The organism is Acetobacter oryzoeni (assembly GCF_004014775.2).
Lineage (GTDB): Bacteria > Pseudomonadota > Alphaproteobacteria > Acetobacterales > Acetobacteraceae > Acetobacter > Acetobacter oryzoeni.
In genome coordinates, this window is sequence record NZ_CP042808.1 from 945223 (window position 1) to 971306 (window position 26084).

Genomic DNA, 26084 nt, shown 5'->3' on the forward strand with positions numbered 1-26084 from the left:
CGGGTGGGTTGATTGTATCCGAAGGGAGTCAACATGCCACTTTATGAAACCGTGCTGATTGCGCGGAATGATATTTCCCAGCAGCAGGTGGATGCCATTCTTGATGGTATTGCCGCCCAGATCGAAGCCGATGGCGGTGCCGTGCGCAAGCGCGAGTACTGGGGCCTGCGCAGCCTTGCCTATCGTATCAAAAAGAACCGCAAGGGCCACTACGCTCTTCTGGGTCTGGAAGCACGTTCTGAACTGGTGAAAGAAATTGAACGCCAGCTCGCTCTGAACGAAGACGTTCTGCGTCTGCTGACACTGCGCGTTGAAGAAATCGACGAAACTCCGTCTCCGGTTCTGTCCCGCAAGGGTGATGACCGTGGTGACCGTGGCGGCTTCCGTGGTCCTAAGCAGGCCGGTGGTCGTTTCGAAAGTGGCCGTGGCCGTCGCAGCGGTGGTGAAGACCGCAGCAACGCTGAACAGCCAGCTGACAACGCAGCAGCGGAGTAATCCAGAATGTCTGATACAATGGAAGTAAACCCCGCCGCCCGTCGCCCGGCCGTGGGTGCGCGTCGTCCGTTCTACCGTCGTCGCAAGTCTTGCCCGTTCTCCGGCCCCAACGCGCCGAAGATCGATTATAAAGACGTGCGTCTGCTCAGCCGCTTCCTGTCCGAACGTGGCAAGATCGTGCCGAGCCGCATCACGGCGGTTTCCGCAAAGAAGCAGCGTGAACTGGCACAGGCTATCAAGCGTGCCCGCTTCCTGGCTCTGCTTCCCTACGTTGTAAGCTGAGGGAGCGATCAATGGCTGCTACAGAAGTAATCCTGCTTCAGCGCGTCGAACATCTGGGTCAGATGGGCGATGTGGTGAAGGTACGTCCGGGTTTTGCCCGTAACTATCTGCTGCCACAGGGCAAGGCTATTCGTGCAAACGATGCCAACCGTGCCCGTTTTGAGCGTGAACGCGCTCAGCTGGAAGCACAGAACATCAAGCGTCGTGAAGAAGCTGAACGTCTGTCCGAACGGATGGAAGGTCTGGCTGTCATCCTGATCCGTCAGGCTGGTGATAGCGGCAGCCTGTATGGTTCCGTCAGCACGCGTGACGTTGCGCAGGCTGTTACGGAAGCAGGCTTCACCATTTCCCGTCAGCAGGTTTTCCTTGCTCACCCTATTAAGTCTCTGGGGCTGTATGAAGTGAAAATCGCGCTGCACCCGGAAGTGGTTGTGCCGGTTATCGTTAACGTGGCGCGTTCTGAAGAAGAAGCAGAACGTCAGGCACGTGGCGAAGCAGCTTCTCCTGAAGAAGAAGCTGAAATTTCTGGTGATGATGCCGTTGTTGAAGGCGAACTCATTACCGACCCAGCAGAAATTGCTGAAGCAGAAGCTGCACCGGCAGAAGCTAACGCTTAATTTGCCGTTTGCATTTTCATGCGGAAGAAGCCCGGAAAATTCTTTTCCGGGCTTTTTTTTTGCGCGTATGCTGCAATCAATTTTCTGAAGGAGACGCGGCATGAAGCAAGTTCTTGATCGCATTCTGCAACACTTTATCGCAGATGGTCAGTTGCAGGTGCGCTGGCCGGATGGCACCACAAGCCTTTATAAAGGGCGTAATCCCGGCCCTTCAGCCGGTGTGGTTCTGCATAATCAGGCTGCCGTGCGGGCAATGGTGATCAATCCGGGGCTGGGTTTTGGTGAAGCCTATATGGACTCTCACCTCGATCCGCTGGATTGCACACTCTACAATCTGCTGGATGTGCTGATGCTGAACGCCATGCGCCCCGGTGGCCATGTGGCAGAACGTCTGGCATCGGCTCTGCGGTATGTGCGCCGTGGGTGGATTCAGTTTAACCCAATCAAGCGTGCGCAGCAGAATGTGGCGCATCATTATGATTTGGATAACCGCCTGTATTCTTTGTTTTTGGATAAAGATTGGCAATACTCCTGCGCTTATTTCCGCCATGGCACAGAAACGCTGGATGAGGCGCAAGAGGCCAAAAAGCACCATATTGCGGCCAAGCTGCTGCTAGATCGGCCGGGTTTGGAGGTGCTGGATATTGGGTGTGGTTGGGGCGGTATGGCCCTTACGCTGGCCAAGGATTACGGTGCGATTGTTACCGGCATTACCCTTTCCCAAGAACAGTTGGCTTTTGCCCGCCAACGCGCCAAGGATGAAGGACTGGAAGGGCGCGTGCGGTTTGAGTTGCTGGATTACCGCAACCTGCACCGGCGGTTTGACCGCATTGTCTCGGTAGGTATGTTCGAGCATGTGGGCGTTGGGCATTACCGGCAGTTCTTTGATGTTATCAAAAACGCACTTGTGGAAGATGGCGTGGCCCTTGTGCATTCCATTGGTCGCAGTGATGGGCCGGGCACAACAAACCCGTGGGTGAACAAATATATCTTTCCCGGTGGGTATTCTCCAGCACTGAGCGAGGTTTTTGCCGCAGTTGAGCCTACTGGCCTGTGGGTAACGGATTGTGAAATCCTGCGCCTGCATTACGCAAAAACCATTGCCATCTGGCGTGAGCGGTTTGAGGCCAAGCGTGCGGAAGCTGTTGCGCTGTATGATGAACGCTTTGCGCGGATGTTTGAATTTTACCTTAACGCCGCCGAACTGGCTTTTCGTGTGCAGGGGCACATGAACTTCCAGCTCCAGCTTTCACGTTCTATTTCTGCCGTGCCGTTTACACGGGATTACATTGCCGCAGCCGAAAAAGAATAAGGCGCTTTATTGAGCCGATAGGGCAAAATGCGCGCGCGCCAAGCGGGCAAACTCTGCAACATCCAGAGTTTCTGCGCGGCGCGTGCCATCTATCTCTGCGGCCGCCAAAAGCTTATCACCGTTCAGGCCTTTTAAGGCACCGCGCAGCATTTTGCGCCGCTGCCCAAAGGCTGCTGCCGTTACCCGTTCCATTGCTTTAAAAAGAGCAGGCTCAGGTTGCTGGGCATGAGGTGTAATGCTGGCAACGGCAGACCATACAGCTGGAGGGGGTGAAAATGCACCCGGCGGCAGCTTCATAACAATCGCACAATCTGCACACCATTGGGCCAGCACCGCAAGGCGCCCGTAATGTTGGCTGTTGGGGGCGGCGCAAATGCGTTCTGCCACTTCCAACTGGAACATCAGTGTCAGCCGTTCCCACGCATTACCTTGGCGCAGCCAGCCAATAAGCAATGGTGTGGCCACATTGTAAGGCAGGTTGGCAATAATCTGCCGTGGTGCGGGGCATAGCTCTGTAAGGTCGCACTTTAGGGCATCGGCTTCCACCACCTTGAGGCGGTTAGGGTAAAAGCCTGCCAGTTCCTGAATAACCAGCACTGCGCGGCTATCAAGCTCCACCGCCGTTACGGATTCCGCTGGGCCGTTCAGCAGGGCACGCGTTAGCCCGCCGGGGCCGGGGCCAACTTCCACAACGTGGCGGCCCTTCAGGTTGCCTGCCAGTGTTGCAATGCGTTCTGTTACACCCGGATCAAGCAGAAAGTGCTGGCCAAGGGCTTTGCGTGCATCCAGCCCGTGCCGATGGATAACATCGCGCAGGCTTTCCAGAGGGGCAGACAGGGCCTTATACCCCCTTCAGCTTGATGTGCTTGTCAATAATGGCGCGGCGGTGCAGGTCACTATCCAACTGGCGGGCGGCCTGTTCCACACGTTCATTCATCAACTGGTCAGCAATTTCGCTGGGTGAGCGGTTGGAAAAGTTCTTTTCCTTTTTGGTGCAGACCATCAACAGATCGATCCCATCGCGCGAGACCAGAGGGCGCGATACCTTGCCTTCGGGCAGATCAGCCAGCAGAGACTGCATTTGTGGGTTCAGGCGTTCCAGCGGCATTTCACCCGGATCTGTGGGGCGCTTTTCGCCTTCGGCCTTGTTAAGGGCTTCCATTTCCGTGCAGCTATGGGTGTTCTGGATAACCTGCATGGCCTTTTGCAGCGTAGATTCCTGCTGCGGCGTAATGTGCTGCGGGTCTAGCGGTGTATCAAAGGAAAGGAACACCTGCCGAATGGTGATCAGGTGGCCCATTTCGTGCCCGATAACACGCTTGCCATTAAGGGTGATGATAACATACCCGCCCGGCACCTTGATGGGGTTGGAAATAGCCCCAACGCCCACGGGCATCTGCCGCACCACCTGAACCACTGCGGGGTCAAGCTCATCTTCCTGCACCCAGCCCATGGACCCACCATCCAGCGCTGTCTGACTTTGAGAAAACTGAGCAGCAACAATGGGGAAGGGCGCACCCTTACGCAGTTCCTGAATAACGGTGTTGGTGAAATCCAGCTCTTCCTGATCGTGCCGGGGATCTTCCACTTTTACAAAAATTTCGGCCAGCTCGTATTCCGTACGGCCTTCCTCACGCTTGAGCGCGGCCTGACGCTGGGCAATATCCTGCGCAGATACGCGTGAGCGCGCGCCCAACTCCTGCCGGAGCACCTGAATCCAGCCAATCTGCACCCGGATCTGGTCGATCAACGTGGTGAGGGATACGCCATCTTGCGCCAGATGCTCACGCAATGTGCCTTCGGGCATGCCGTTGCGCCGCTCAATATTGGTAATGGCGCCCGCAATCTGTTCGGGCGGCACGTTGATATGGCGGCTGAGAATTTCCTGCGTGCGCAGGCGTTCATCAATAAGCTGGCGGATAATCTGGGGCCGCAGCCGTGCCATCAGATCAGGCGTAAGGGGCAGGCCGGTAGAAAGGGCAAACAGTTTGCCGCGGTTATCAACATCGCGCTTGGTCAGCGGAATACTGTTGATAACCGCCAGAATCATATCATCTGGTTCTGGCTGGGCCGGTGTTGCTGTTTGCTGCGTTGCCGCGCTGGAGGTGTGCCGTGTTGCTGCCTGCGCGTACGGTGCGCCAGCAATGGCGGGAACAGTAAGCGCGGCAAGGGAACAACAGGCCAGTGCAAGGGAACGCAGGCGCATACGGAACAGTCTTTCAGCTTTCTGCCAGATCGGGAACTCTGTTCCCTGATACCGGAGCGCGAGGCATTTTTGAAGCAGTTCTTACTTAAGGCCGAAAGACCCAAGCGTTTTCAGGCTAAGGGTGAACAGGAAGGTGGAGTTACGCTGCTGCCCACCAATGGTGGTGTACTGCTTGAGATACATGAAATCGAGCCCGAAGCAGTCATTCGTATATCCGATATCTCCACCCAGAGAGACAAATTCACGACGGGAGAGGCTACGGCGCGCAAAGCCGGAAAGATGCCAGTTATCCCAGTCGGAAGAGAAGCCGCCACTGATTTCGTTTGTGCGTACAGTGTACAGCTGGTTCGGGTTGTAGGAGCGATAGTTGGTGGCGAAATAGTAATAGGGTGTTACCGGCTCATACACATACCCGCCACGGATACGGAAATGCGGCACCCCGGCGCTGAACAGAGCATCACCAAAGTTGAATTTGCCGGTGTAGGGGTCAAGCCGCATACGGGCGTTGAAATCAAAATATTCGTTGGGTGAAACACGGGCGCGCGCCACAATATCCGAAATATGATGGTCTAGGCCAGAATAGGGCAGGCGATCATGTTCGATATGTTCCTGGAAGCTTTCACCGGCCAGAAGGTCCACTTCATGGCCATCCCATGTCCAGTTGGCATGCACCCCAATGTTACCGCGCAGGCCGCCATCCAGCCTGTCTGTGCCCTGATAGCGGTTGAGCGAGAACAGCGTTGAATCCGTAAATTCATAGGACATACTGTCTTCGTTCGGAATCATGTCCGTTGCGCCCATGCCGGTATTGGGGGCGTAAATGGCCTGCACAATAGGTTCGATCAACTGCGTGCCACGGCCATGTTCAAAGCTGCGGACAAACGGCCAGTTTGTTTTCAATGCAATGGTTGGCAGTACCTGTCCGCTTACAATCGTGCGTGCAGTTTTATAGTAGTTGGGCTGCTGGTACAGCTTGCGGGCGCGGTAGACCATGGAATCAAGCCGCAATGTCAGCAGAAATTGCTGCCCTTGGCGGGAGCGCCACAGCCTATCCCAATTTAGCTGCAATTCACCGCGCTGATCGGCAGTCCCGTTTTCACGATACACGTAAAAATCGGTGGTGTTTACGCTGGTACGTCCGCCCAATGCATCGGGCTGGCCAACAAAGCTATAGGTATAACGTGGGAGTGCCCACGGCAGATCGGTGTTGTGAATGACACCTTTGTTCAGGCCCTGATAGTACTGCCCATCAATACGAGAGTAAGAACCCGTGCCAAAGCCTTCAATATAGGCGTTGGAGTTCAGGGTGTCAGACCCGTAACCCTGCACACGATAATCGCGCATATAGTCAGCAGAGGTGGCCAGATTGATGTTGGCACCAGCACGCCAGTGCTTGTCTATAGAGAACTGGCCGCGGGCAAACAGATAGCCCTGCACACCATGGTTGCCGCCACGGCCCACATCATCACCAAAGCCGTTGGTATAGCTGTTACTGCGGTGCGTATCGTAAGCCAGACCGCCCTGAATGTTGATCTTGCCGAAGTTGAAGAAGTTTCTGTACTGCGCGCTGATCTGTGGCCCTGTTTTGGTAGAGAACAGGCCCTGCACAGTCAGATCAGACTGATCATCAATCACCCAGTAATACGGGATGGTGAAATACGTGCCCAAGTAACGGTCATGCGGTGTGATGCCGGGCATGAGGAACCCGCTGTGCCGCTTGGCGGAGGGGTCTGTCATGGAGAAATAGGGCAGGTAGATAACTGGAATGCCCAGAATATCCAGATAGGCATCACGGAAGTCGATCTTCTGATGTTCCAGATCCTGCGTGGCGTCATAGGCGCGGAACTGCCAGAAGGGCGCGCGGGTTTTGTCTTTTTCGCAAATTTCGCAGGCCGTATAAACGGCGCGGCTCATCACGTTAATCTTGCCTGCCGTGCGCCGCAGGCCGTTGGCTGCCAGTTTGGCGTTGTCCTGCATGGTGGCATTCACGTGCATCATGATGCCATCCTTCATGCCGCCCGAAAGTTCGGCATAATGGGTGTACAGCACGGAACCATCTGGCTGGATGGTGGCCACATTGCCGCGTGCAGCTATAACGCCGGTATCGCGGTCATACACAATGCGGTCTGCTCGCAGCACATGGTCGCCCTGCCAGACCTGGACGTTGCCAGTCCAGGTAACGGTGTGCTCAACATCGTTGTAGTCAACCTTATCGGCCTGAAAGGTTGCCGGTTCATCGGGAGATGTCGGGCGGCCGGTATTCAGGTGCATCACCTGCGGGCGGAACTGCGCATGCGCATGTTTGGGCGGGCTGAAAAAAAGGCACGCGGCCATGCTCCCCAATGCGGTGGCCGCACTGAGGGTGGAACGACGGCGCAGCAAAGGGCTGCGGAAAGGCCGGCGGGCCACGGTCAATCAGCCATCCTCCAAATGAAGCAGCAACGAAACAGCCAGACACAACCCAGCCAGCGTAGGGGCCCATGCAGCCAGCATAGGGGGAAGTGCCCCCGAATTACCGAACTGCTCTGCAACCTTGGATACGGTGAAAAGCAGAAAACCAGCCGCAACGCCAGACCCGATCATGCGGGCAACGCCTCCGCGCCGTGATGGACGCATGGAAAAACCCGCCGCAACCAGTGCCATTGTGCCCGCCAGCATAGGCAATGCCAGCAGTGATTGAAAATGAATACGATGCCGAATAGACGAAAAACCAGAGCGATCAAGCAGGGAAATAAAGCCCGGCAGCGCCCAGACGGAAAGCGTTTCGGGGGAAGAAAAACTTTCCTGCACACGGTTGACCGTTAAATCTGTGGGCAAATCAATCTGGCCAACGGGGTGCAGCAAATCATTCGGCCGCACGACCGAGGCATCACTTAAAATCCATTTCAATGTTCCCAGATAGCCTTCAGGGGCTTCGATTCGCATCATCAGCTTGTCCTGATGATCAAGACGGAACACGCTCACATTACGGATACGGAGCAAGCCATCCTTAAGCTGCACGCCACGCGCATGCAGCATGGCCACGCCGTGTGGATCATACTGGCTATCTGATTGCCGCAACCATAAGGAGCCGCTGGAGAGGCTAAGTGGCCCACCGCCGGTACGCAGATATTGCTGATCCAGCTCTTCCGCCCGGCGGTACATGGATGAAGAGACCGGAGAAACCAGAGTGGTAAAAACAGCGCCAATCAGCATGGCGCAGGCAACCGGGGCGGTCAAAAACTGCCATGCAGAAATACCAGCCGCACGCGCTACAATCAGTTCGGAAGAACGGGTTAGCCGCCAGAAGCACACAATCCCGCCCAGCAGCATGCCAAAAGGCAGAATTTCCGTGGCAAAATAGGGAACGTGAAGCGCTGCAATTTCTGTCACCACATTGGTGGAAACATCAGGCTTGGTGGCCACGCGGCGCAGCAGGTCAATAAAGTCAAAAAGGCAGACAATGCCGGTAAGGGAGGCAATCATTGCCACAACAGAAAACACAAACTGCCGCGCGATATAGCGGGAGAGGGTAACGGCAACAATCATCAGGCCGGAAGCCCCTTCAGTTTTGTGTCAGACGGGCAGAGGCGCGATCTGCCAGCATTTCCGGAATGAACAGTATGCCTGCGCATATCAGCCCCGGCAGTAATGCCACAAGCGGAATAAGCGGGATAAGGGCCATGTTTCGGCTGGCCAGATTTTGCAGCAACAGGTTGATAGCCAATAGCCCCACAACTGTCAGCACCGCAGCAAGGGGCCGCTTGATATTGCCGTAGCGGGAAAAAGCCCCGCGCAGCACGGCAACCAGCCCCACCATGGCAAAGGAAAAGCAGGTAAGGGGGGATGTCAGGCGGCGCCAGCCTTCTACCTTGAACTTGCCTGTATCGCGCTCAGAAACCTGTTGGGGGTCTGGGTGCAGCAGTTCCCCCAAAGACATTTCAGCAGCATCCCTAAACCGGGCGTCTTCCTGATGTGCGGAAGACAAATCCATGGAATCCTGCTTGAAAACCAGCATGTTCAGGCGGCCTGTTTTATGGTCGATCACCTGTCTGGAGCCATCGTACAGGATCACGCGCGGGGTATCATTCACGATCATCATGGACCCATGATTGGCCAGAATTGTGGCCTGATTACCCGGTTGCCGATCATCTTCCACCATAATGCCGTGTAGCGTGCCATCGTGGCTGCGGGAGCGGATATAAACCGTCATGGCATCCGAAACCTTGGTAAACACTCCCTCTTGCAGCATGAAGGCGGCCATCTTGTTGCGGATATCAAATTCGTATTGCCGGAAGGCATGGTAGGATGTGGGCACAATCCACAAGTTGAGCAAAAAGCCCATAATGGTGGCCATAAGCGCGCAGCCAAGCCCCGCCCTTGCCAGAGCGAACTGTGAAAGCCCAGCCGCCTGCATAACCGTAAGTTCACGGTCTCCCGCCAGCCGTTGATATACAAACAGGCTCACCACAAAAGTGGTAATCGGCAGCACCACTGCCACAAAGGAGGGAATGAGCAGGCTGGTGAGTTCAATGAACACACGCAGCGAAAGCCCTCTGTCCACGACCAGAGAGACAAAGCGCAAAGACTGCATAAGCCAGATGAGCGCGGCCAACCCCCCGGTGGTTGCCAGCAGTGCCACCATAAGCTGGTGGAACACATACCTGTCCAGCGTGAGGAAACGCGATTTCAGCCAAGACTGAAGTGAACGGACGGTCATACGTCTGTTATCTACTTCACCTGTGCGGGAGGCAACAGCCTTATCATGCATAAAGCAGGTGGAGGCATGTTGCTCTGGCGCGGTTTTTCTTAAAAACTGACAGTTTTATTGGCGCAAACTCTCAAAAATCTGCGTTTTCTTTTTTCGGTTTCCGCGGAATTTCTAGAATAGAAGAATCACACCACCAGCAGCTGTGTTGTCGCTTTCCTTGTAAGGGCCGTGGGCGGCAGAAGATGTATGCGTGTATTCGCCCACCAGATTCAGCCAGTCTGTCAGCTTGTAAAAGACAGCGCCAACTTCAGACTGGTTGCGCCGCACAAGGGTGGGGCTGTTTTCGCCCGGAGCCTGATACAGATTACTCACGCCGTAACTGCCCACCAGCTTAAGCCTTTTGGTCACGTGGTAGGCACCCTGCACGTAATACCCTTCGGATGCGCGTTTACGGCCATTTTGCCCAACGCCATCAAAGAACAGCCCGGTCGTGCCCAGCCCGCTGCCGCGGTAGTAGTAGGCCACACCTTCAAGCGGCCCGTAGGTGACCTTGGTGCCGATATCGCCAGCTTCTGCCATGGCGCCCTTGCGGCTGTCCGTATTCAGCAACGTGCTTTGCAGGCCCTGCTGATGCTGGATCAGGAAGCTGGCCCAGATACGCGTTTGCACCTCGCCAACCTTGAAATCATACGTAACTTTGCCCTGCACCATGGGGGAGGAATGATGCTCGGAAGAGGCAGACAGATTGCCCCCGGCAAAATTGAACTCATCCAGCGGCTGGAAGATACCAACGGTGCCCTGAAAACCGTGGATTGTAGGTGAGGCATAGGAAATTTGCGGGATCCAGTCTGCATACACATAACCCACGCCAATACGGCCCAGAGATGTGTTGCCCGGCGCAGCATTGTTGCCAGAAGCCCCCACGCTCAGCAGCGTGGCATCGTTCAGGATGGCATCGGAGCCAAACAGTGCCAGATCACGCCCGACCTTGAATGTGCCGATATTCTTGTTGCCAAACGTGACGTAAACCTGACGAAGATCGATACCAGCAGTGCCAAGCCCAACGGGGCTACCACCCGTGTTGGCGTTAAAGGCCCCGTTCTTGGCGTTATCAATGCCCGGATACATGCCCAGAACGGCAGAAATATCCATGCCGCGCTGCACGGTGCTAAGCTTGAGCACAAAGCCGGCAGGCAGCAGGCCGTTACGTACGGCAGAAGAATCAAACCCGCTGGAACCGGTAGAAACACCACCAGCCACAGCTTGCCCGCCAGCGGGGCTGTTATAAGTGTAAAACCCGTTTACAAAGCCGGAAAGGTTGATGTTGATGGGGCCTGCCATAAAGGTAAGGCCTTTGCCGGGCACGTATTTTGCCACGCGCACCACATCGTTGCCTTTAAGAGATTTGGCAGCTTCTTCAGCAGAGCGTGCGCTGGCTTCTGCGCGTTCTGCAGCACTTTCGGCCCGCATGCCGGAATCTTCTGCGCCGGGGTCAAACTTGATGCCGGGTTCGTATTCATCACTGCCCGCACCGTGTCCGGCATGAGCCACCATGCGGTGCCGTGTGCCCGAAGCCGCTGCCATGCGGCCAGAGCCAGAACCACCTCTGCCGCCTGAAGATGCACGCTCGGTTTGTGCTGGGGCAGAGTGGCGCACATGTTTGGCAAGCAGCGTGTCGTATTCATGCTTGGTCAGGCTGCCTTTGGCGCGCAGCACGTCCAGCAGATCGCTATAATCATCAGCCAGAGCAGCTTTTGGCAGCATGGCAGGCGAACCAGCAACCGATGCGGCCATAACCGTGGCAACCAGCGCCTTTTTTCCCGATGCCATAAAACTGTGCTCCCCTAAAAACCTGCTCTCTCTTACTGTGGATCAGACTTCCTGCCGTCAATACGGCGTAAAAAGGCAGCAGATGTGTGAGCTGTGGGGGTAACGATGCAGCAAAACCGAATGCATTGGTAGAAAATTTCCGGCCGTGCGTTGCTGTGCGAGCGGCAAAACGTATTGGTTCCATAACGGAATAGAATAAATAATAATTTTTAATATCAAGGAATTATAAGTTGATTCTCTGCGTTGGAAACAGAGCGGAAAACAGTATGAATTAAAAATGACGTAAGCAGTTTTGGCTATAAAATGCTATACACACAGCACAAAAAGTGAAGAAAAGTGCGCGTACAAAAGTTCCCATCATCACGGAATTTTTATTGTTATAACAATAATTTACATGCCCTTCAGGCCCTGTTTGTAAGTGGCGGCGCAAAAGGGCGCAGGAATTCTTCCGTAATTGCAGTACCTTGCAACACGGTTTGCCATTATGCCGCCGTGTTCGCGCTGCACTGCACATTTTGGTGTCCTGAATTCAAACTTGGCCGGGCGGGGCGTGTTGTTCTGCCAAATCAGTAACGAAAGCAAACACAGTGTCGGCGGAAAAAGAAAAACACAGTCAGGCTTTGCCTCAAGGCGCTCAGCAGCAGGTTGTTTCTGCTCAACCCGTCATAACTGTGCCGGATGAAGAATTGCCACACTATGCCGGGCGGCCTGTAGCCTTTCTGCTGCGTTATATGCGGCACCGGCCTGTGGGGCATGCGTTGGTATTTGGCTCCGTAGGGCTGGCCATTGGCTGCATTGTGCTATCATCCAACAGTATCCGCCGCTTGGTGGACCTTATGACAGGCACATCCCCCACGGGAGATGTTATGGCTGTGTGGTCTGCCGTTGGGGTGCTGATCGGCCTGATTGTGGCAGACAATATCTCCTGGCGTATTGCGGGGTGGTTTGCGGCCCGCACTTTTGTCGCGGTTACAGGGGATATCCGGCAGGATCTGTTCCGTTTTCTCACAGGTCATTCTCCGGCTTATTTTGCAGACCGCATGCCCACATCTCTTGCCGCGCGTATTGCGACCGCTGGCAATGTCAGCTTCACCATAGAGAATCTGTTGGCATGGAGCGTGCTGCCCCCCAGCCTGAACGTTCTGCTTTCTGTTGCGCTGATGTTGTCTGTCAGCACCATTATGGGCAGCGTAACTGTGGTTTTGGCTGTTGGCCTGTGTTTTCTCATGTTCCGTCTGGCCGTAAGGGGCCGCAAACTGCACGGAGATTACGCAGCCGCAGCCGCCGGGCTGGAAGGTGAAACACTGGATGTGATGGGCAACATCGCGCTGGTGCGGGCCTTTGGTATGCGCAACCGTGAGCGCGAACGGTTTAATGCTCTGACGCAACGGGAAATGGGCGAACGCCTGAAGTCTCTGCGCTATATGGAAAAGCTGCGCATGATCCATGCGTTGTTAACGGCTGTGCTTACCACGGGTTTGCTTATCTGGGCTGTGTTGCTGTGGCAATGGCAGCAGGCCACCGTGGGGCAGGTGGTTATGATTATCACGCTGGGCTTTGCCATTCTGCACGGCACGCGAGATCTGGCTTTGTCTATGGTAGAAACCATCCAGCATAATGCCCGGCTTTCAGAAGTGCTTTCCTCGCTGCTGGTGCCGCATGATATGCCAGATGCCGAAAACGCCGTGCCGATGAAGGGCCCTGTGCTGGGTGATGTGCAGTTTCGGGACGTGGTGTTTGCGTATCCGGGTGGCGCTGCGGTGCTGGACCATTTTAACCTGCATATTCAGGCAGGCACCCGCGTGGGGCTGGTAGGGCGTTCTGGTTCTGGCAAAAGCACAGTGCTGGCCCTGTTGCAGCGTATGCGTTTTGTGCAGTCTGGCAGTGTGTTGATAGACGGGCAGGATATTCGTGATCTTACAGAAGATGCGCTGCGGGCCTGCCTTTCCATTGTGCCGCAGGATGTTTCTCTGCTGCATCGCTCTGTAATGGAAAACATCCGCTACGGCAGGCCTGATGCTACGGATGCAGAAGTGCGTGCTGCTGCCGCGGCTGCCGGATGTGCTGCATTTATTGAGGAACTGTCTGAAGGGTTTGATACCATTGTAGGGGACAGGGGCGTGAAGCTGTCTGGCGGACAGCGCCAGCGTATTGCCATTGCGCGTGCCTTTTTACGCAATGCCCCCATTCTTATTTTGGATGAAGCCACCAGCGCGCTGGATACAGAAAGCGAGCAACATGTGCAGCAAGCGCTGGACAGGCTGATGGTTGGGCGCACGGTTATTGCTGTAGCGCACAGACTTTCCACCTTACAAAACTTTGACAGAATCGTTGTGATGCAGGAAGGCAGGATTATTGAGGATGGTTCTCCTGCACAGCTTGAACAGCAGGATGGCCCTTACAGGCAGTTTCTTAACAGGCAGATGACACACGCATAATGATAACGACACAAACACCACAGGCGTGGAAAAACCTGCGACCCGAAGGGCGTGGTGAAGCACGAGGTGCTCTTGCAGCCTACGCTTACCAGCAGATACGCGACAGGCTGATTTACTGTCATTATCAAGGTGGTGAGCGCCTGGTTTTACGCCCGCTTGCAGCTTCATTGGAGTTAAGCCCGACCCCGGTGCGTGAGGCATTGTTACGCTTGGTTTCAGAGCAGGCGCTGGAACTGGATGAACGCAATACGGCCCGTGTACCCACCACCACGCGTACTCTGTTTTTGGAAATTCATGGCGTGCGGGGTGATCTGGAAGGCCGTATAACCCGAGATCTGGCTGCGCATATTACCCCCGAACAAATTGCGGTGCTGCGTGAAAAGCATCGGGATTTTATTGTGGCCTATGAAAAAGCAGATCCACACGCCACGGCTGTGGCCAATGCCATTTTCCATAGTACTGCAGCAGGCTTTTCACGCCTGTTGTTTACGGTAGGGATTATCCGCGGGTTATGGGCGCGTATGGGGCCAATTTATGCGGCAGCTAACAGCTTGCCCACACTTAGCCCGGCAGACCCTAACCATCCGCATCTGCAAATTCTGGCTGCGTTTGAAAAGCGCGATGTGGATGCTGCAACAGACGCATTGCAGCGTGATTTTCTGCAAGCCAGAGAATGGCTGGAGCCTTTGCTGCCCGAAGAACAGCCGGTAACAGTTTGAATATGAAGTAAAATATACAAGCCTGCCACACCATGAAGATGAGGCAGGCTTGTATATTTATGTGTGGGCAAACACCCCTACACGAAAGCTAGACAATCAGGCCGGTTTGGTTTTGCCGCCAGCCGAAGGTTTGCCTGATGCAGCATTTTTGGCCTTGTTGTCTGCCTTGTCAGACAGACCCGGCACTTCCACATCAATTTCCAGCATGGAGCAATGCGCACCACGGTCCAGCTTGATCTGAACCTTGTCCTGATCAACAGCAACGTGCCGCTTGATAACTTCCATGATCTCGCGGTGCAGCTGAGCCAGCAAGTCATCCTTGCCGTCACCCACACTGATGCGTTCATGCGCCAGCAAAATCTGCAACCGATCCCGCGCAACGGGAGCAGAGGAGCGGCGCTTAAAGAGGTTGGAGAGGAAGGTCATGAGACTCTCCGTTTGAACAGCCAGTCAAACAGGCCTTTGCGTTCAGTTGGAATGGTAACTTCCACTTTTTCACCCAACAGGCGGCGCGCTGCTTCTGCATAGGCGCGGGCTGGGGCGCTTTCCGGTTCAGCAATGGTAACAGGGGCACCCACGTTGGATGCTTTCAGAACATCCGGGCTTTCTGGAATAATGCCAAGCAGTGGAATGGAAAGAATTTCAAGCACGTCATCCGTAGCCAGCATGTCACCGCGTGCGGCGCGCTGGGGGTCATAACGTGTCAGCAGCAGGTGTTTTTCAATTTTTTTGCCGCTTTTGGCTTTTTCCGTTGTGCTGTCCAGCATGCCGATCATGCGATCACTGTCTCGCACAGAGGAAACTTCCGGGTTGGTGACAATAACAGCCATATCTGCATGGTGCATGGCCATTTGCGCGCCGCGTTCAATACCTGCGGGGCTATCACAGATCACCCAGTCAAACTTTTTGCGGAGTTCTTCAATAACCTTGGCAACGCCCTCTGTTGTCAGGGCATCTTTATCCCGCGTCTGGGAGGCCGGGAGAAGGGAGAGGGTATCAATCCGCTTATCCTTGATAAGCGCCTGTGCCAGATTGGCGTCACCCTGAATAACGTTAATCAGGTCAAACACCACGCGGCGTTCTGCCCCCATAACCAGATCAAGATTACGCAGCCCGACGTCAAAATCTACCAGCACAACTTTCTGGCCGGTTTTGGCCAGTGCGGCTCCCAAGGCTGCGGAGGTTGTAGTTTTACCCACACCACCTTTGCCTGACGTGACGACCAGAACCTTTGCCATCAGTATTCCTTTTTATATCTCTGCGGGATCATCTGGATTGAAGCCATGATGACCTTGTATGGCGATAACATGACAAGCTGCATCTAAAAAGAAAACTGCCAATGTCTGTTTGGCGTTAGTTTTCTTTTTCTTTACGTTTTTTAGGGCAGCGGACGGAACAAAAGGGCTTCCCCCGAAAGTAAAACCTGTGCGGGTTTTTCTGTGCAGGCGGGGTCCATTTCCTCCGCCGTGGCATAGAATCCATCTATGGCGACAAGCTCGGCAGCCAGATTGCGGGTATAAATGCGGGCATTGCCGTGCCCGCCAATGCCTGCAATGGCCCGCCCGCGCAGGGCACCATAAACATGGATAGACCCGCCGGCAGAAACTTCCGCCCCAGAGGCCACAGCGCCCAGAATAACCACATCACCATCTGGCCAGACAATGTGCTGGCCAGAGCGCACCGGGTCTTCTATCAGTAGGGTTGTGGGTTCTGGCGGGCCTTCGGGTTCTTCTTCCGGCGCGGTAATGGGGCCGGAGGAACGGCCACCGACCGGGCTTTCTGGCCATTCCCAATCAGCTACGGCTGGCCATGAGCGATCACCGTTTTCTATGCCCAGCACGCGTATGCCGCGTTCTTTGAGCGCTGGCAGCAAAAAGGCAAGGTTGGGGGTATCGGCCTGCATCATGCTCAGATCAAGAATGACAGGCTTGCCAGCAAAAAAGCCAACAGACCGCGTGATCTGATGATCCAGCGCCACCAGCCAATCTTCCAGCGGGGCTTCTGGCGTGAGGGTGAGCGCCAGAAAAGAGCGCCCGGACATACGGATACGGGGGAGTGGGGGATGTGTGCCGGACAAGAACAGCCGCTCTCGAAATAAAGATCAGGAATAACAGATGCACAGGATAATGGCGTTACAGTGCAGTTGGGAAGTGTCTGTTACGCATTGGATGCATGAAGGCAAGGGGATGGTGGGAATTTGATGTGCTTTCATGCTGTTTTCCCTCTGGCGCTGGGGCAGGCAATGGCATAAATCATCGGGTATGCGTACCCTCTTTCATTTTCCCCTCTCTCCTGCCAGCCGTACTGTTCGGCTTGTACTGGCGGAAAAGCGCCTGCCGTTTGAGGCCATTATTGAACGGGCATGGGAGCACCGGCCCGAATTTCTGGCCATGAACCCAGCAGGTGATGTGCCGGTTCTGGTGGAAGATAACGGGCTGATTGTGCCGGATTCGTATGTGATCTGCGAATATCTGGAAGAAGCATATTCCGATACGCCGCTGCTGGGGCGTACGCTGGCAGAACGTGTGGAAGTGCGTCGTGTGATGGCGTGGTTTGATACGCTGTTTGCGCGCGAAGTTTCTGGCCGGTTTATTGATGAACGGGTGATGAAGCGCCTGAGCGGCCGTGGTAACCCCGATGGCACCGCACTGCGTGAGGCCTATGCCGCCATGCGCCCGCTGATGAAATACGTGAACGATCTGGCAGAAAACCGGAACTGGCTTGCAGGTAATTTTCTGTCTCTGGCAGATTTTACGGCCGCCGGGCATCTGTCCTGCCTGGATTTTATTGGCGATATCGACTGGAGCAAGGTGCCTGCCGTGCGCGATTGGTACGCACGCATGAAGTCTCGCCCCTGTTTCCGTCCGCTTCTGGCCGATCGGGTTTCTGGCATAACGCCGCCTGAATATTACACTAACCTGGATTTCTGATCTTTTGAAACACCAAACGGCGTGGCACGCGCCAGATGTGCTGGTTATTGGCGGCGGTGCCGCAGGGCTTATGGCCGCCATAACGGCAGGCCAGCGCGGGTGCAGCGTTGTTGTGGTGGAACATGGGCCGGAGGTAGGGCGCAAAATCCTTATTTCCGGCGGTGGGCGTTGTAATTTCACCAATACGGAAATGCGGGCAGATCGGTTTTTGTCTGCCAACCGGCATTTCGTAAAATCAGCGCTCAGCCGCTATAAGCCAGAAGATTTTCTGGCGCTTTTGGCCAAACATTCCATTGCGTGGCACGAAAAAAAGCTGGGCCAGCTTTTTTGCGATCATTCAGCGCGGGATATTGTGTCCATGCTGCTGGCAGAATGTGCTGCAGCGGGTGTGCGTATTCTTACAGACACACGTATTCGCCATGTCAGCCGCTCTGGTGATGCTTTTCGGGTCGAGAGTTCTGCAGGTGAGTTTCAGCCAAAGGCCGTTATTTTGGCCTCGGGTGGGCTTTCCATTCCCAAATTGGGAGCCAGCAGCTTTGCGTATGATGTGGCCCGGCAATTTGATGTGCCCGTTATCAAACCAGAACCCGCGCTTGTGCCACTGGTGTTTGATCAGCCTGAGGATGGCTGGTTGAAAACACTGGCAGGTGTTTCTCTGCCCGTGCGTGTAAGCTGTGGCAAAACAGCGTTTGATGAGGCCTTGCTGTTTACGCATCGGGGGCTTTCTGGCCCAGCCTTGTTGCAGATTTCCTCCTATTGGCAGGCAGGGCAGGCCGTAAAGATGGATATGCTGCCGGGGCAGGATTTGGCTGCATTGCTGATGGGGCTGAAAAAAGCTGGCTCCAAAGCCAAGGCTCCTGCAGCTTTGGCCCGATGGTTGCCCCAGCGTTTGGCGGCGACCTTGGCAGCGCAAAAGGCATCTGACCGGCCTATGGCGGAATGGGCAGATAAAGATATTCAGGCCTTGGCACAGCGTGCGCAGAATATGCAGCTTTTCCCCACAGGCACAGAAGGCTTTGCCAAAGCAGAGGTGACGCGTGGTGGGGTAGATACACGTGCGCTGTCTTCCCGCTCCATGCAGGTAGAATCTGTGCCCGGCCTGTTTATGGTGGGTGAGGCTGTAGATGTTACGGGCTGGCTGGGTGGCTATAACTTCCACTGGGCATGGGCCAGCGGCCACGCTGCGGGGGAAGCCGCAGCGCAGTTTCGCGCCGGATAGGTTTTAGCTTTTTGCAGCCTTAATTTCGGCAGCCAGTTCCAGAGCGCGTGTGTAAACAGTGCGCTTTGGTAAGCCCGCTGCCGTTGCCGCCAATGCTGCGGCATCTTTAACAGAATGTGTTTCCAGCAGGCTGCGTAGGGTGGTGTCCAGATCATCTTCAGATGTCTGTTCTGGCTCGGCTGGGCCAAGCAATACGGTTATTTCTCCGCGCGGTGGAGTGGTGGCGTAAAAAGCGGCCAGTTCACCTACGGTATCACGCCGTACTTCTTCAAACTTCTTGGTCAATTCCCGCGCTACGGCACAGGGACGTGTGGGGCCAAAAATTTCCGCCATATCGGCTAGAGTTTCAGCCAGCCTGTGCGGGGCTTCGTGCCAGATCAGGGTGGCGCTCAGGCCAGCACGTTCGGCCGCATGCAGCTTGGCAAAACTTTCCTTGCGGGCTGATGAGCGCGGGGGCGGAAAGCCAATAAACATGAACGGATGCGGCGGCAGGCCAGAAAGCACAAGCGCTGTAAGTGCTGCGTTAGGGCCGGGCACGACCGTAACCGGCACGTTGGCTTCTATGGCGGCCCGCACAAGGCGAAAGCCGGGGTCGGACAACAGAGGCATACCTGCATCAGAAACCAGCGCAATATTGGCCCCATCCTGCAAGCGGGCAATCAGGCCGGGAATACGCTGACGTTCATTATGTTCATGCAGGGCTTCTGTGCGGGCAGAAATACTGCGTTCTGTCAGCAGCCGGGCTGTGGTGCGCGTATCTTCGCACAGAATCAGATCCGCACTTGCAAGAGCTTGAGCACCACGTGGGCTGAAGTCCCCCAGATTGCCAATGGGTGTGGCAACCAGCGTAAGGCCGGGGGAAGAAGGCGCATGACTTGGCGGCTTTCCTTCGCTATGCAGGGGGAAAGTCCGGTCGCGGTGTTCATCAGGCCGGTTGTTTGTGGAGGACGATCTTGATGATGACGCGTGCATGTTCGCTCCTGTCTGGACTTGCCAGCCAAGGTCTGGCGGGAAAACAGACATGGCGCAAGGCCGGTCTGGCTGCGTTGGGCATAACAGGCATGGCTTTGGCTGGCTGTGCAGACCAATCTCCCTCTGCTGGCGGTGGGGTTTCCAAGCCTGTTGCCAGCCATAAAATTGGGGTTTTGTTGCCTCTGAGCGGTCCAAACGCCGGGTTGGGGCATGAATTGCTGGCAGGCGCACAGCTTGCAGTTGGCACCACGGCCTCGACAGCTTCCACAGGGCTGCAGTTGGATGTGCATGACACAGCCGCAGCCGGTGGCGCATCTGGTGCGGCAACCGCCGCAGTAAGTGCTGGAGATGGCCTGCTGCTTGGCCCGCTCACCAGTGGTGATACCGCAGTGGCCGCACCGGCTGCGCAATCTGCCGGTATTCCGGTGCTGGCTTTTACCAGTGATATTTCTCAGGCCCGTTCTGGTGTGTGGATCATGGGTATCACGCCGGAAGATCAGGTGCAGCGGCTGGTAGAACAGGCGCGGCAGGATGGGCGGCGCAAGTTTGCAGCTCTTCTGCCTAACAACCCGCTGGGCCATGCACTGGGTAATGGGTTGCAGTCTGCTTGCCATGATCAGGGGCTGCCAGCGCCCACCATTGTGTATCACTCCGGTACGGCGGCCAGCATTTCGCAGAGCCTGCGTGATATTTCCAATTACGATACGCGCCTGCAGGCTGCTAAAGGCAGCAGCAGTGAGCCTGCTCCTTACACGCCAGAAGCCGCCTCGGCAGATGCAAATGCTGCTAAAACGGCAGACAAACTGCCTTCTAATCTGGCGGCTGCATTGGGCACGGATGGCAATTCCGCTGCGCCAACAGATGCCCCCAAGGCAGAAACGCCCAAGCTGGAGGCGCCACCGTTTGATGCGCTGCTGCTGGGTGATACTGGCCTGAACCTGAAAAACGTGATTGTGGCGCTGAATGAAACCCAGATCAGCCTGCCATCCGTACGGATTATGGGGCCGGGCCTGTGGGCCGCGTTTGCCACCAAGTTGGGGGCCATTAAAGGTGCATGGTATGCTGCGCCAGATCCTTCATCCCGCCAAGCTTTTGTAACGCGCTTTATGGCAGTTAACCACCATATGCCCAAGCCCTTGGCAGATTTGTCTTACGATGCTGCCAATGTGGCCAAAACCGTGGCGCAGAGTGGTGTTGCTGGCTATCCGGCAAGTGCACTTACACGGCCAGATGGGTTTTCTGGCGTAAATGGCCCGTTCACGCTGCTGCCCGATGGGCGCGTGCGCCGCGCCTTGGGTGTGTTTGAAGTGATTGGGGGTGGTAGCCCCGCCAAAATGCAGAGCGCTCCAGCAAAGGCCAGTGCAATATCTGGCTGATCTGGCTGTATTTGTAATAAATGCGCAAAAGGGCTGCCTGATGTATTTTCAGGCAGCCCTTTTTATTTACAGTGCATAAAAGAAATTATTTTTTGTGCTGTGCCAGAATGGTTAAAACCTCGGCAACGCGTTCTATCACATCATCCCACTTTCGCGGGGTGGTTTGACGGATAATCTGCAAGGTCGGGTACCACGGACTATCTGTGCGCCCACTGAGCCAGCGCCAGCAGTTATCGTACCGATCCATCAGCAAAACCGGTTTGCCCAACCCACCAGCCAGATGCACCACAGATGTATCTACCGTAACCACAACATCAAGAGACATGATGAAGGCCGCGGTGTCATCCATATTATGGAAGTGGTGTGTGGGATCATACAACACCATGTTGGGTGGTGGATCATTCATCTGCTCGGCATAGGGGCCTTTTTGCAAGCTGATGAGATTGATGCCTTCTATATCCCCTAGAGGCGAGAGGGTATGCAGGTTTAAAGAGCGTCTGCGATCAACAATATGGGCGGAAATGGTATTGGGCCGTGGTGCACCGCCCCATACCAACCCGACATTCAGATTATCATTTTCAGGCAGGAATTGTGCCAGTTCGCGCACTTTTAGGGTATCTGCGCGCAAATAGGGCACAGGGGCCCCCATGGCATCCGATGTAGCCGCAAAAACGCGGGGCAGGCTGATAAACGGGCAGTGCCAATCAAAGGGTGGCGTGGTGCCGCCAACCTGCACAATGTGTGCGCCAACAACCCGCTTACAGAGTTCTCCCAGTGTTTCAGGCACCCACAAATGCGGAATAGCCCCCCGATCTGAAAGTGGCTTGATGTAACGCAGATACATTAAGGTATCGCCAAGCCCTTCTTCCTGCGTAATCAGAATGCGCTTGCCCCGAATATCTGTATTTGGTCCAAGCGAAGGCATAAGAGTGCTTGGCGGCAGGCTGGTATGGCCGGGCAGGCGTAAGCGCCATTCATGTTCTGCCCAACCCTGCGCATAACGCCCGGCTTTAAGCAGCGTAATGGAGTGGTTCAGCCGGATTTGTGGTTCTGTAGGGCGGAGGGAAATGGCGCGGCGGTAGTAATCCAGCGCTTCATCCAACCGCCCTTTGCCTGCCAGCATACATCCGATGTTGGAAAGTGTGCCGGCATGATCTGGCTGCGTTTTGAGAACATCTTGCAGATGAGCCAAGGCTTCATCAAAACAGCCTTTTTCAAGCAGTGCCATGGCCAGTAGGTTGTGGGAATGCATGCTGTTAGGCCGCAGCTCAATGGCATGGCGTAACAGGCTGATGGCTTCATCAAGTTGCCCGCACTGCACCAGTAGGTTGCCCAGAATATCATAGATACGGGCATCCTGTGGCGTGCATTCAAGGGCGGCGCGGCATGTGGCTTCCGCCAGAGGGCGTTTGTCCAGTTCTGCTATCAGATCACTCAGTGCCTGTAGCGGGTGTTCTGTGCCAGCATGACGGGAGGCAATATCGCACAGAATTTCTGCAGCTTTTTGCGGCTGATCTGTGCCTGCAAGGCAATACGCATACAAGGTTTTAGCCAGATCATTGTCGCTTGCGCTCAATGGCTCCAGAACGGCAAGCATTTCATTGAAATGGCCCGCAGCAATTTCTGCACGCGCGCGCCGGAATGTCAGTTGATCGGGCAGGGGAGAGGCAGAAGCAGCAGGAGTGTTCATGATGGCATTAGGTATCGTTCAAAACAGAAGAATGAATAACACGAGCGAGATAATGTGTAGGCAAGAAAAAACCCGACACGATAGTGTATCATGCCGGGCGATGAACCTGAATAAATAAAGTAACGGAATGTAAAAGGTTCAGGCAGCTTTCATAACTGCAGTCAGGGATTCCAGAACTTCAGTTGGGTCTTTATTTTCCAAAACGGCCACCTCGGCCACAAAACGTTCCTGCGCAGCTTCAAACAGCTTGCGTTCGCTAAAGCTGCCATCCAGACTATCAACATTGCGGCGCAGATCACGCAGCACTTCGGCAATCTGAACCAGATCACCCGAGTTGATTTTTTCCTGATACGCAACGGCGCGGCGGGCCCACATGCCTTTGCTGACATGCGGCTTGCCCTTGATAATGGCCATGGCCTTATCCACAATCTCGCGCGAGACAATTTTGCGCAGGCCAGCCTTACGGGCCTTGCTGAGCGGGATGCGCAGTGTCATCTGGTTGCCGGGGAAGGAAATCTGGATGACTTCCAGCTTCGTTCCGGCAATTTCATCAACCCCTATCCGGTCTACCCGCCCCACGCCATGGGCGGCATAGACAATGGCATCGCCTTCCTCAAAAGGATCTTCATCCTTTACTTTTGTTTTTGCCTGGGCTGCCGTAGCAGCTGCAGCGGTGCGTGCCATGGCGTCTGTCACGCCGCCTTTAGGAGGTGCTCTGAACGTGTTCATAGCGATAGCTTATAGCATAAAACCGCAGCGTTGTCTTGTAAAAGAGAAAACTGCGGTTCTGCTATTCAGTATTGTACGCCGTTTACAGCACTAAGGGGCGGTGCTGTTGGGTCTCCGGTTGGTTGGGTAACGTCAATTTCAATATTGCGTGCCATTGTTGCCATGGGCAGCGCGTGCGGTGTGCCAGAAAAAGGTTCCTGCAGGTCGTTCGCACTTTTATCCAGCACCAAAAACAGGCACCCCACCAGAGATGAGCCCAGCGGTGTAATCCATTCCAGCGTCTGCACCATGGAAAGGGGCAACACGATACAAAAGATGTTTACCAATGTGCGTGGCAAAGCCGAAAACTGCATGGGCAAAGGTGTGTTGCGAATACGCTCCAGCCCGCCTTGGGCGTTGGCGATATCGGACAAAATGCGGTCTATCTGCCCATGTACTGCGCCATCAATGCCCTTTTTATTCACTTCCTCCGTCACACCCAGCCCAATCTGATACAAAATGGCGTTGGGCTTGTTCCGGTAATTAACAATGGCATCCTGCATATAAGGTGGCAGCAGGCGTTGAATATCGGCCGAAGCATCTTCCTTCCCCAAAGCCATGCGCAGGGCATGGGGGTAGGCGGCAATGGCGTACATCAGATCATGCCGGTCTCCCAGCAATGTTCCGGCCTGTCGGCCAAAGGAGCGGCAGTTGTTGGTAATGGCACCCCACAATGTGCGGGCTTCCCACCAGCGTGCATAGGCGCTGTTGCTGCGGAACCCCATAAACAATGCCAGTGCAGACCCAATAAGAGAAACCGGCAGGCTGGGCTGTTCCATCCATTCCTGATGGAACACCTGAAAAAGCACAACTACAATTAAATCCCACCCTGCCATTAGCAGGATAACACCTAGAATTTCTTTCCCGATAATGCGTAGCCCGACCCTTTGGTCAACAATCATTCACAAATCTCCGCGTGTCAGAAAAGCGTTCTTGCCTGAACCTATATCAACATGGCACGAAAAAGGGAGTTTCTTAACAATACATATATTTATTTCATATTTTTCAGCACGATTGCGGATTTTTGAAAGATCAGGAGGGGAGAATGGCAACACAACCAACCGGCTTGAAACTGCGTGAAGAGCATCTGTGCCATGGTGGCAAGATACAGTTTTACGAGCACTTTTCTCATACTCTGGGGCTTTCAGCCCGGTTTGGTGTGTTCCTGCCGCCAACAGCCTGTGCCGGGCAAAAGGTGCCTGTTGTGTATGCGCTGGCCGGCCTTACCTGCACAGAAGAAACATTCCTTATCAAATCCACAGCCTTGGCGGAGGCGGCACGTTTGGGGCTGGCATTGGTGGCGCCAGATACATCGCCACGCGGCGCAGGTGTGCCGGAAGAAGATAAGGATTGGGATTTAGGCACAGGTGCCGGGTTTTATCTGGATGCCACGCAGCAGCCTTGGTGCAAACACTACCGCATGGGCAGTTATATCGCGCAGGAATTGCCAGAAATTGTAGAACAGGCCTTGCCGTTGGATAGTGCGCGGCGTGGCATTATGGGCCATTCCATGGGCGGGCATGGGGCGCTGATACATGGCTTGCGTGCGCCAACATTCTGGAAATCCATATCCGCTTTTGCGCCTATTGTGCATCCGGCCGTAGTGCCGTGGGGGCAAAAGGCATTTACCGCGTATCTGGGGCCAGATCAGGCCACTTGGCGCGCGTATGATGCGGTGAGCTTGTTAGAAGATGGTTACAAACACCCCAACACCATTCTGGTTGATCAGGGTGAGGCTGACCAGTTTTTGCAACGCGAGCTTCAGCCATGGCACTTGCAACACGCAGCGGAGCAGGCTGGGCAAAAGCTGAACCTACGCCAGCACGCGGGGTATGATCATTCCTACTGGTTTGTGCAAAGCTTTGTGGCCGACCATTTGCGCTACCATGCGGCGAACCTAAAGGCAGGCTGAACTTTTTTAGGAGTGCAGGGCGCGGCTGAGGCTGGAAGAGGTCAATCCCCCCAGTGCGCCCAGCCATTTAAGATACTCCAAAGCCAGAAGCCGCAAAGAGGAACGGTGCAAAGGATGTTCCATGGCGGGTGGCAACACCGGATAAGGATACAGGGTTACATCCGGCAATGTGCGGCTGAGTTCCAGCAAGGCACGGCGCATGTGGTAACTGGCCGTTACAACGATAAGCGACGTTATATGGTTATCTGCAACCCAAACGGCTGTTTCTGTCGCGTTGCCAATGGTGGAGCGAGCCTGATAGCCCAGAGTAATGCGCTCCGCCAAAGCCGGAGGGGCGGTGGGCGGTAAAATCTCACCCAATGTGGTTTGGGTATCCACCCCCGAAATCAGCAGTTTCTCACCCTGATTGCGTGCGAGCAGATTAAGCGATGTGTCAATGCGGCCTGCGCCACCTGTAAGGGCAACAATGCCATCTGCATGGGGCAAATAGCCCGGCGGGCGCAGGGCATCGTTTACAAACCAGCCAAACCCACCGGTAAAGGCAAGGCAGGCCAATAAGATCAGCCGGAATGAAAGCCGAATGAAAAGCATGATCGGGCCAGAAGGACGCGGCCCGGATGGCTTGCGC

Annotated in this window: 24 protein-coding genes; 10 read left to right on the forward strand and 14 right to left on the reverse strand. The window is 55.1% G+C overall.

The window, feature by feature from the left end:
* Nucleotides 1–33: 33 nt before the first annotated feature.
* From rpsF to EOV40_RS04535, 4 genes are all read left to right on the forward strand, one after another.
* Nucleotides 34–495 (forward strand): 30S ribosomal protein S6, encoded by a 462-nt coding sequence (gene rpsF / locus EOV40_RS04520; RefSeq protein WP_050819597.1) that lies wholly within the window; start codon nt 34–36, stop codon nt 493–495.
* Between the two features lie 6 nt (nt 496–501).
* Nucleotides 502–777: a 30S ribosomal protein S18 gene (gene rpsR / locus EOV40_RS04525; RefSeq protein ID WP_003622836.1), complete on the forward strand. Its 276-nt coding sequence runs from the start codon at nt 502–504 to the stop codon at nt 775–777.
* An 11-nt stretch (nt 778–788) separates the two neighbouring features.
* Complete coding sequence (rplI, locus tag EOV40_RS04530) at nt 789–1394, forward strand: 50S ribosomal protein L9 (protein ID WP_128105152.1); 606 nt, start codon at nt 789–791, stop codon at nt 1392–1394.
* A 100-nt stretch (nt 1395–1494) separates the two neighbouring features.
* A complete protein-coding gene (locus tag EOV40_RS04535; protein WP_128105153.1) occupies nt 1495–2706 on the forward strand; it encodes an SAM-dependent methyltransferase in 1212 nt (403 codons plus the stop codon).
* A 6-nt stretch (nt 2707–2712) separates the two neighbouring features.
* Here EOV40_RS04535 and rsmA read toward each other — a convergent pair whose 3' ends face one another.
* From rsmA to EOV40_RS04565, 6 genes are all read right to left on the reverse strand, one after another.
* Nucleotides 2713–3543 (reverse strand): 16S rRNA (adenine(1518)-N(6)/adenine(1519)-N(6))-dimethyltransferase RsmA, encoded by an 831-nt coding sequence (gene rsmA, locus EOV40_RS04540; RefSeq protein WP_128105154.1) that lies wholly within the window; start codon nt 3541–3543, stop codon nt 2713–2715.
* Between the two features lie 4 nt (nt 3544–3547).
* A complete protein-coding gene (locus EOV40_RS04545; RefSeq protein ID WP_003622844.1) occupies nt 3548–4912 on the reverse strand; it encodes a peptidylprolyl isomerase in 1365 nt (454 codons plus the stop codon).
* Between the two features lie 81 nt (nt 4913–4993).
* A complete protein-coding gene (locus EOV40_RS04550; RefSeq protein ID WP_080986858.1) occupies nt 4994–7321 on the reverse strand; it encodes an LPS-assembly protein LptD in 2328 nt (775 codons plus the stop codon).
* A 6-nt stretch (nt 7322–7327) separates the two neighbouring features.
* Nucleotides 7328–8440 (reverse strand): LPS export ABC transporter permease LptG, encoded by a 1113-nt coding sequence (gene lptG / locus EOV40_RS04555; protein WP_050819603.1) that lies wholly within the window; start codon nt 8438–8440, stop codon nt 7328–7330.
* Nucleotides 8441–8456: 16 nt separating this feature from the next.
* Nucleotides 8457–9662, reverse strand: a complete 1206-nt coding sequence (gene lptF, locus EOV40_RS04560) for an LPS export ABC transporter permease LptF (RefSeq protein ID WP_080986777.1) — start codon at nt 9660–9662, stop codon at nt 8457–8459.
* A 111-nt stretch (nt 9663–9773) separates the two neighbouring features.
* Nucleotides 9774–11432: a porin gene (locus EOV40_RS04565; RefSeq protein WP_128105155.1), complete on the reverse strand. Its 1659-nt coding sequence runs from the start codon at nt 11430–11432 to the stop codon at nt 9774–9776.
* 587 nt (nt 11433–12019) lie between these two features.
* On the opposite strand from EOV40_RS04565, the gene EOV40_RS04570 reads away from it, so the two are divergent.
* Complete coding sequence (locus tag EOV40_RS04570) at nt 12020–13870, forward strand: ABC transporter ATP-binding protein (RefSeq protein ID WP_128105156.1); 1851 nt, start codon at nt 12020–12022, stop codon at nt 13868–13870.
* Nucleotides 13870–14589, forward strand: coding sequence for a GntR family transcriptional regulator (locus tag EOV40_RS04575; protein ID WP_050819606.1), 720 nt, complete (start codon nt 13870–13872; stop codon nt 14587–14589). The genes EOV40_RS04570 and EOV40_RS04575 overlap by 1 nt, the downstream gene beginning before the upstream one ends.
* 96 nt (nt 14590–14685) lie before the next feature.
* Here the strand turns inward: EOV40_RS04575 and minE are convergent, their stop codons facing one another.
* From minE to minC, 3 genes are all read right to left on the reverse strand, one after another.
* The gene (gene minE, locus EOV40_RS04580) at nt 14686–15015 is read right to left on the reverse strand and encodes a cell division topological specificity factor MinE (protein ID WP_050819607.1); all 330 of its coding nucleotides are present in this window, start codon (nt 15013–15015) and stop codon (nt 14686–14688) included.
* Entirely contained in the window at nt 15012–15827 is an 816-nt protein-coding gene (gene minD, locus EOV40_RS04585) for a septum site-determining protein MinD (protein WP_003622855.1), read from the reverse strand. The genes minE and minD overlap by 4 nt, the downstream gene beginning before the upstream one ends.
* Before the next feature lie 140 nt (nt 15828–15967).
* Nucleotides 15968–16666: a septum site-determining protein MinC gene (gene minC / locus EOV40_RS04590; protein ID WP_012812794.1), complete on the reverse strand. Its 699-nt coding sequence runs from the start codon at nt 16664–16666 to the stop codon at nt 15968–15970.
* Nucleotides 16667–16799: 133 nt separating this feature from the next.
* Between minC and EOV40_RS04595 the strand changes: the two genes are divergently transcribed.
* Complete coding sequence (locus tag EOV40_RS04595) at nt 16800–17519, forward strand: glutathione S-transferase family protein (protein WP_003622857.1); 720 nt, start codon at nt 16800–16802, stop codon at nt 17517–17519.
* 4 nt (nt 17520–17523) lie between these two features.
* Nucleotides 17524–18738 (forward strand): BaiN/RdsA family NAD(P)/FAD-dependent oxidoreductase, encoded by a 1215-nt coding sequence (locus EOV40_RS04600; RefSeq protein ID WP_128105157.1) that lies wholly within the window; start codon nt 17524–17526, stop codon nt 18736–18738.
* Between the two features lie 3 nt (nt 18739–18741).
* Here EOV40_RS04600 and rsmI read toward each other — a convergent pair whose 3' ends face one another.
* Entirely contained in the window at nt 18742–19710 is a 969-nt protein-coding gene (gene rsmI, locus EOV40_RS04605) for a 16S rRNA (cytidine(1402)-2'-O)-methyltransferase (protein ID WP_128105158.1), read from the reverse strand.
* Here rsmI and EOV40_RS04610 point away from each other — a divergent pair.
* Entirely contained in the window at nt 19698–21086 is a 1389-nt protein-coding gene (locus tag EOV40_RS04610; RefSeq protein ID WP_128106191.1) for a penicillin-binding protein activator, read from the forward strand. The genes rsmI and EOV40_RS04610 overlap by 13 nt on opposite strands.
* 85 nt (nt 21087–21171) lie before the next feature.
* On the opposite strand, the gene EOV40_RS04615 is transcribed toward EOV40_RS04610, so the two are convergent.
* The 3 genes from EOV40_RS04615 to EOV40_RS04625 all read right to left on the reverse strand — a co-directional run bounded on the left by EOV40_RS04615 (nt 21172) and on the right by EOV40_RS04625 (nt 24446).
* Nucleotides 21172–22776 carry a tetratricopeptide repeat protein gene (locus EOV40_RS04615; RefSeq protein ID WP_128105159.1) on the reverse strand — a complete coding sequence of 535 codons (1605 nt, stop codon included), beginning with the start codon at nt 22774–22776 and terminating at the stop codon, nt 21172–21174.
* 138 nt (nt 22777–22914) lie between these two features.
* A complete protein-coding gene (locus tag EOV40_RS04620; RefSeq protein WP_003622862.1) occupies nt 22915–23505 on the reverse strand; it encodes a CarD family transcriptional regulator in 591 nt (196 codons plus the stop codon).
* A gap of 65 nt (nt 23506–23570) precedes the next feature.
* A complete protein-coding gene (locus EOV40_RS04625) occupies nt 23571–24446 on the reverse strand; it encodes a bestrophin family protein (protein ID WP_050819612.1) in 876 nt (291 codons plus the stop codon).
* A gap of 143 nt (nt 24447–24589) precedes the next feature.
* On the opposite strand from EOV40_RS04625, the gene fghA reads away from it, so the two are divergent.
* Nucleotides 24590–25456, forward strand: a complete 867-nt coding sequence (gene fghA / locus EOV40_RS04630) for an S-formylglutathione hydrolase (protein WP_128105160.1) — start codon at nt 24590–24592, stop codon at nt 25454–25456.
* 6 nt (nt 25457–25462) lie between these two features.
* Here the strand turns inward: fghA and EOV40_RS04635 are convergent, their stop codons facing one another.
* Nucleotides 25463–26047: a YdcF family protein gene (locus tag EOV40_RS04635; protein WP_128106192.1), complete on the reverse strand. Its 585-nt coding sequence runs from the start codon at nt 26045–26047 to the stop codon at nt 25463–25465.
* Nucleotides 26048–26084: the final 37 nt, after the last annotated feature.

Coding starts and splice junctions, on each gene's coding strand:
- rpsF (WP_050819597.1), top strand. CDS start 34: ATGCCACTTTATGAAACCGTGCTGATTGCGCGGAATGATATTTCCCAG.
- rpsR (WP_003622836.1), top strand. CDS start 502: ATGTCTGATACAATGGAAGTAAACCCCGCCGCCCGTCGCCCGGCCGTG.
- rplI (WP_128105152.1), top strand. CDS start 789: ATGGCTGCTACAGAAGTAATCCTGCTTCAGCGCGTCGAACATCTGGGT.
- EOV40_RS04535 (WP_128105153.1), top strand. CDS start 1,495: ATGAAGCAAGTTCTTGATCGCATTCTGCAACACTTTATCGCAGATGGT.
- EOV40_RS04545 (WP_003622844.1), bottom strand. CDS start 4,912: ATGCGCCTGCGTTCCCTTGCACTGGCCTGTTGTTCCCTTGCCGCGCTT.
- lptG (WP_050819603.1), bottom strand. CDS start 8,440: ATGATTGTTGCCGTTACCCTCTCCCGCTATATCGCGCGGCAGTTTGTG.
- lptF (WP_080986777.1), bottom strand. CDS start 9,662: ATGCATGATAAGGCTGTTGCCTCCCGCACAGGTGAAGTAGATAACAGA.
- EOV40_RS04565 (WP_128105155.1), bottom strand. CDS start 11,432: ATGGCATCGGGAAAAAAGGCGCTGGTTGCCACGGTTATGGCCGCATCG.
- EOV40_RS04575 (WP_050819606.1), top strand. CDS start 13,870: ATGATAACGACACAAACACCACAGGCGTGGAAAAACCTGCGACCCGAA.
- minE (WP_050819607.1), bottom strand. CDS start 15,015: ATGACCTTCCTCTCCAACCTCTTTAAGCGCCGCTCCTCTGCTCCCGTT.
- minD (WP_003622855.1), bottom strand. CDS start 15,827: ATGGCAAAGGTTCTGGTCGTCACGTCAGGCAAAGGTGGTGTGGGTAAA.
- EOV40_RS04595 (WP_003622857.1), top strand. CDS start 16,800: ATGCTGTTTTCCCTCTGGCGCTGGGGCAGGCAATGGCATAAATCATCG.
- EOV40_RS04610 (WP_128106191.1), top strand. CDS start 19,698: ATGACGCGTGCATGTTCGCTCCTGTCTGGACTTGCCAGCCAAGGTCTG.
- rsmI (WP_128105158.1), bottom strand. CDS start 19,710: ATGCACGCGTCATCATCAAGATCGTCCTCCACAAACAACCGGCCTGAT.
- EOV40_RS04615 (WP_128105159.1), bottom strand. CDS start 22,776: ATGAACACTCCTGCTGCTTCTGCCTCTCCCCTGCCCGATCAACTGACA.
- EOV40_RS04620 (WP_003622862.1), bottom strand. CDS start 23,505: ATGAACACGTTCAGAGCACCTCCTAAAGGCGGCGTGACAGACGCCATG.
- EOV40_RS04625 (WP_050819612.1), bottom strand. CDS start 24,446: ATGATTGTTGACCAAAGGGTCGGGCTACGCATTATCGGGAAAGAAATT.
- fghA (WP_128105160.1), top strand. CDS start 24,590: ATGGCAACACAACCAACCGGCTTGAAACTGCGTGAAGAGCATCTGTGC.
- EOV40_RS04635 (WP_128106192.1), bottom strand. CDS start 26,047: ATGCTTTTCATTCGGCTTTCATTCCGGCTGATCTTATTGGCCTGCCTT.